The organism is Infirmifilum sp. (genome assembly GCF_049970975.1).
Taxonomy (GTDB): Archaea; Thermoproteota; Thermoprotei; order Thermofilales; family Thermofilaceae; genus Thermofilum; species Thermofilum uzonense.
On record NZ_JBMFLX010000092.1, the window covers coordinates 1 to 5305 of the forward strand.

General features: G+C 46.3%; 3 protein-coding genes and 1 pseudogene. All 4 read left to right on the forward strand.

The features are described 5' to 3' along the window. Window positions 1-1052 precede the first annotated feature (1052 nt). On the forward strand, window positions 1053-2468 hold the full coding sequence (locus tag ACP5KC_RS08610) for a xylulokinase (protein WP_428287287.1): 1416 nt from the start codon (window positions 1053-1055) through the stop codon (window positions 2466-2468). Window positions 2469-2500: 32 nt separating this feature from the next. Beyond that, window positions 2501-3271 (forward strand): phosphoribosyltransferase family protein, encoded by a 771-nt coding sequence (locus ACP5KC_RS08615; RefSeq protein ID WP_428287288.1) that lies wholly within the window; start codon window positions 2501-2503, stop codon window positions 3269-3271. Between the two features lie 89 nt (window positions 3272-3360). After that, complete coding sequence (locus ACP5KC_RS08620; RefSeq protein ID WP_428287289.1) at window positions 3361-4818, forward strand: aspartate aminotransferase family protein; 1458 nt, start codon at window positions 3361-3363, stop codon at window positions 4816-4818. 4 nt (window positions 4819-4822) lie between these two features. Beyond that, window positions 4823-5305, forward strand: a pseudogene (locus tag ACP5KC_RS08625) (hypothetical protein); the annotation flags it as partial.

Below are 5305 nucleotides of genomic sequence, written 5' to 3' on the forward strand. Positions count from 1 at the left end.
ACAGGGCGCCGGCCTCCGGAGCCGGAGGACCCGGGTTCAAATCCCGGCGGGCCCGTGGCCATTTACACAACTAATTTTAAATAATCAATAACAGTACCCGATCTCGTTGATTGACCAGATACTCAAGCTTGAACACATAATACTATGAGACATTGCTTATAACTTAGTTGGACTTGAAATTATAACGGAAAGGAAGTTCGAGATTTCTACAGGGACTCGCATGTTATCTTACCCTACAATTTTACCGATTTTTGTTTATGATCATTGTGTCAATTTCGGGCGAGTAAGTCCTTGTTGTCAAGCCGAGACTATTAGCGACGCCAATGAGGCTCAGACCTGTGTAGTGGATGTGGCTTCAATAATCCTAACTCCGGGCTTTGCACGAGGGTTGTTTAATAACATGAACCAGGCGATTCTATCCTTGATTCCGATTGAAGGAGTGGTACTACTCCAGCTTGGCACAAACCTAGCACTCTCTTGCTCAAACCCCCAAGCTTTACCAGGAGTGTCAGTGTATCTCAGCAACCAGGTCTAGAACCAACTTGTAAACTCCGGTATCGCCACCCCCAATATTATGCTGCGTAGAAGTCTAGCGCGTCGAGGGGGCAGGCCCGTCCACTAGGATGAAGCGGGTGTTGAGAGGCTATGAAGGTAGAAGTGCTTAGTAGCTTCCGACGAACCCGCGACGAGCAAGTGAGTGCGGGGGGAGCCCGTGCTCGAAACCCTTACAACAACTCAAGTAACCGGGAAAACCTAAATCACGGGCACAGGCAACCACCACAAAGCGGCGTACAAGGCGCCGTCTAAAGCTTTAAAGCTCTCGCTCACCTTAAGAGGAGCCCTTCAAGTCGAGAGAACATCCTTAATGTACGGGAGTGCCTGCTCGAAGTCTACGAGCCTACCCTTTCAGCTCAATAAGCCTCGCTTCCGGCAACACTCTGGTTTAAGTAAATGATTTTGGAGTACGTAATCCAATATATGCTTGAAATAGTTACTGGTAAGGTTTTTCAAGAGGTAGATTCAGATCCAAAGCCTAGACTCAAGGGGTTTGTATGGAGTATTTTGTGGGAGTAGATCTTGGCACTTCTTCCGTGAAATTTGTAGTCTTAGACGATTCATTAACCGAGGTCTACGTTACTACACGTGAACTAAAAGCGGAGTTTGCCAGTAACGGAAGCGTGTTCTACAACCCTGAAGAAGCGCTAAGGATCGTGGAGAGAGAGCTAAGCGAATTAGCGAGCAGGTTTAACGGGGTTATATATGTAGGTTTCAGTGGACACTCTCCATCACTTATAGTCATGGATGAGCAAGGGAGGAGTCTCGAGTCCATCATATGGCTAGATACAAGAGCTAGAGTCGTCATAGGCGAGGTGGCAGGGTTAATGAAAGAGAGAGAGTGGTATTACAAAACAGGTTTACGCTTATCCCCGATTTTCTTCCCGGCTAAAATAGCTTGGGTTAAACGCTTCAAGCCAGATGTTTTTAGAAAAGCTAGGTGGTTCGTCCAGTTTAAAGACTACATAGTCTACAACCTAACTAAGCAGACGTATACAGATTTCTCAAGTGCGTCGGAAACGCAGTTGTTAAATATAAAAGGCTTCTACGACGAGGAGATCTTGAGCCTGCTCGGAATAGACGAGACAAAGCTATTCAAACCTGTCGAATCCCACACTGTTTTACAACACTGGTCGAACCCGCGTATCAGAGTAGTGTTGGGAGGCGTAGACTCGGTTGTAGCAGCTCTAGGCGGAGGTGTAGTTGAAAGCGATACAGCTTCGTTGTCAGCAGGCTCTTCAGCCTGCGTGGACATTCCCGTGGATAAGCCTATTCTAGACTACGAGAAGGGGTTTGAGACATACCGCCACGTTGTACCTGGCTTATTCGTTTTAGAAGCCTCCCTTCCATCAGCTGGTTTAACGGTAGACAAAGTACTCGAATTAACTGGCTTAGATAGGAGTGCTGAAAACGAGATAAGCTTAGAGGAGCCCTCGGGCCTCGTGCTAATACCTTACTTAAGCGGCTCACGCAGCCCCGAATGGAATTCGCTAGCGAGAGGGTTAGTGTATGGTTTATCTCTGTGGACAAAACCTGTTGAGCTAGTTAAAGCGGCTTACGAGGGTGTAGGATTCTGGGTCAGGGAGATTATTGAACTAGCTAGTGAACTAGGATTAAAGACGAGAGAAGTAGTTGTGTCGGGTGGTTTGTCGTCATCTAACGTATTTAATACTATAGTCTCAAACATACTGGGTTTAGTGGTTAAGAAGCCGCGTATTAAAGACCTATCACCGTACGGTGCAGCATTACTAGCTGCGATAGGGGCTGGGAGAATAAAGTTCGGCGACTTGAGGAAACTTATTGAAATCGAACATATTTATAAGCCGAGATCCGAGTTGAGAGAAGCCTACAATACTCTGTTTAAAATGTACAAAAAAATAAAAAACATGTACAACGCTATATATACTATGTAAAAAATTAGAGGACTGTACAATAGGGTTAGTAATTGAGTAGTTCTAAGAGAATAAAGGACTTAATGCTCGAAGCAGAGTTTTACTGTAGAGTTAATTCAGCTTGTAGAGTAATGAAGCTCAAGGATCTAGCTAATAATCTCGACATAGACTTAACCACATTGAGTAAGTACGTGAATATGCATATTAAGCCTAGTAGGCCAACCATGAAAGAGCTTAGCGAGAAGCTCGGAGAGATTGATTATAAAAGTGTAATGAGAGATTGTTTGATTCAACGACCATACCCGTTTCCCGAGACGAATAACCTACTGTTCAAATGTCCGGAGTTACTTGATTGCGTTGTCTACGAGTTTCTGAGAGAGTTCGGCACTCTTAGTTACGACTACATTCTAACGATCGAGGGCGGGGGGCTAGCGTTAGCCCAAGCTATTGCCTCGCGCCTTAGATCACCGGTTGTATATGGTTTAAGAGATATAATTACAAGGGGTGGACATAGCGTGCCCTACAAGTACATGCCTGCCTATGCCTGGGGGCCTAGGATTAAGAGGTACATCACCTTGCCTCTTGGAAGAGAGTTGAGGAATAAGAAAGTTGTAGTCGTTGACGATATCGCGTGGACTGGAGCCACGGTTATGACTTTAACCGAGTACGCAGCTCGTAAAAGATGCGATGTTCTAGGCGTGTTTTTGTTGGCTACCTTCGAAGACGTCTACGAGAAACTAGTTGAGAGACTAAAGAGCAGACTTCACGTTGTCTTAATACTACCTGATGAAGTGAAGAAGAGTGTTATAGGAGAGTTTGTGTAGTTTCTTTGTATTCTCCAAAAACAATATCGGCTCTCATATTTCTTGGTACTAATACTTGATTGAAGTGTACTATAATAGTGGTGTGGGAGTTGACTAAGATCATTGAAACCATCGAGTCGAAGCTTAAGATGATACCCGATCCTCAGAGGATTCTCGAGAACGCCGTGAAATGGGGTTTCGGTCCTAGGTCATTAGAGCTATTAAAGAGGGCTCTAGAGGTCGAGTCTCTCGGCGCTATGCCTTTCGGCATGTACGACGCGCCGCCCGTTGTCGAGGAAGCCGTGGACGATGCCATTATAATAGACGCTGATGGGCGGCGCTATATTGACATGATGGCCGGTTTTGCCGTGAGTAATGTTGGTCACCATAGGAAGGAGGTTTTGGCAGCTATCATAGAGCAATTCAACAAGCTAGTGCAGTATGCTGAGATGTTGAGTGAAGTGAGAATTAAGCTAGGTGAGAAGCTCGTTGAGATAACTCCGGGCTCTTTCAGGAAGAAAGTGTTTTACGGTCTAACAGGCTCCGACGCGAACGAGATTGCTATTAAGCTAGCCAGGTACTATACCGGGAGACCAATTATTGTTACACAATGGGGTGACTACCATGGAAGGACTATTGGGACGGTGCCCTTCACCACGAGTTTCTCAACGTGGTCTCAGAACTACCCCTTGATGGGCGCCGATATAAACGTTGTTAGAATACCATTCCCCTACTGTTACAGGTGTCCCTGTAATCCTAAGGCTGAAACATGCGAGGAATGCGCCGAAGACTGCCTATACATTGTTGAATACATGTTCACTCACACTTACTACGGTCTAAGAGACCCGTTCAGTAAGTCGAGTAATGTAGCAGGCTTCCTCATAGAGCCCTACCAGAGCGCGGCGGGCTACATGATACCCCCGGACAACTGGTTACCGGGCTTGTACAAGCTGGCTAGAGAATACGACGCTGTCTTCATAGTAGACGAGATTCAGACCGGCTGGGCTAGGACAGGCAAGATGTGGGCTGTAGAACACTACCCTGGCGTCGAACCCGACATAGTGTTGGTTGCTAAGTCTATAGCAAATGGCCTACCCTTCTCAGCTGTAATAGGAAGGGCTGAGATAATGGATAGCTGGGGACCAGGTGCTCACTCGAGCACTTTCGCGGGTTACATGCTCGGTTGCGCGGCAGCGCTTAAGACTATAGAGATCATAGAGAAGGAGAACCTGGCATACCAGGCTAAGGTCAAGGGGGAGAAGTTCTTGAAGGGGTTGCAGGACTTGATGCAGGAGCATCCTATACTAGGCTACGTTGAGGGAAAGGGCTTGTACATAGGCGTCGAATTCGTGAAAGACAGGCAAAGCAAGAAACCTGCAGCCGAAGAGACAAAGTGGATGGTTATGAGATTGCTCCAGAAGGGGGTGTTAGTCAAGAGAGCCGGTTACCTCGGGAATAGGTTTGCCCTGTCACCACCATTAATAATAAGCGAGGAGACGCTGAATAAAGCACTAGAGATTTTCGATGAGGTATTCCGCGAGGCAGAAGAGAAATTTAATATAAGGTGAGTGTTTGCCCCAAATCAAGATACTTTACGCCTCCGACTTCCACGGCTCCACAATAGTGTTCAGAAAATTCGTTAACGCAGGCCTAATGTATAAAGTCGACTACTTAATCTATGGTGGGGACATAAGCGGCAAATACTTTGTCCCAATACTGAGGAAGAGGGATTCTTTCGAGGTCTACTACCTGGGTAAGAGGCAGGTGATGAAGGAAAACGAGGTGCTGAAATTCGTCGAGAAAATCGAGAACAGTGGTGGTTACACGGTGATTGCTGACGAGGAAGAGTATGAGAAGATGAGCTCTGACCCGTCTTACTCAGAATGGGTTTTCAAGAAGTTGATGGAGGACAGGTTAAGAAGCTGGCTGATGTTCGCAGAGGATAAACTTAGAAACAAGAATATTCAACTCCTCCTCCAGCTGGGTAACGACGACGAGGAGTTCTTAGCCAACGTGATAAAGGAGCGTGAATCAAGCAATATCAAGTACGTGGAG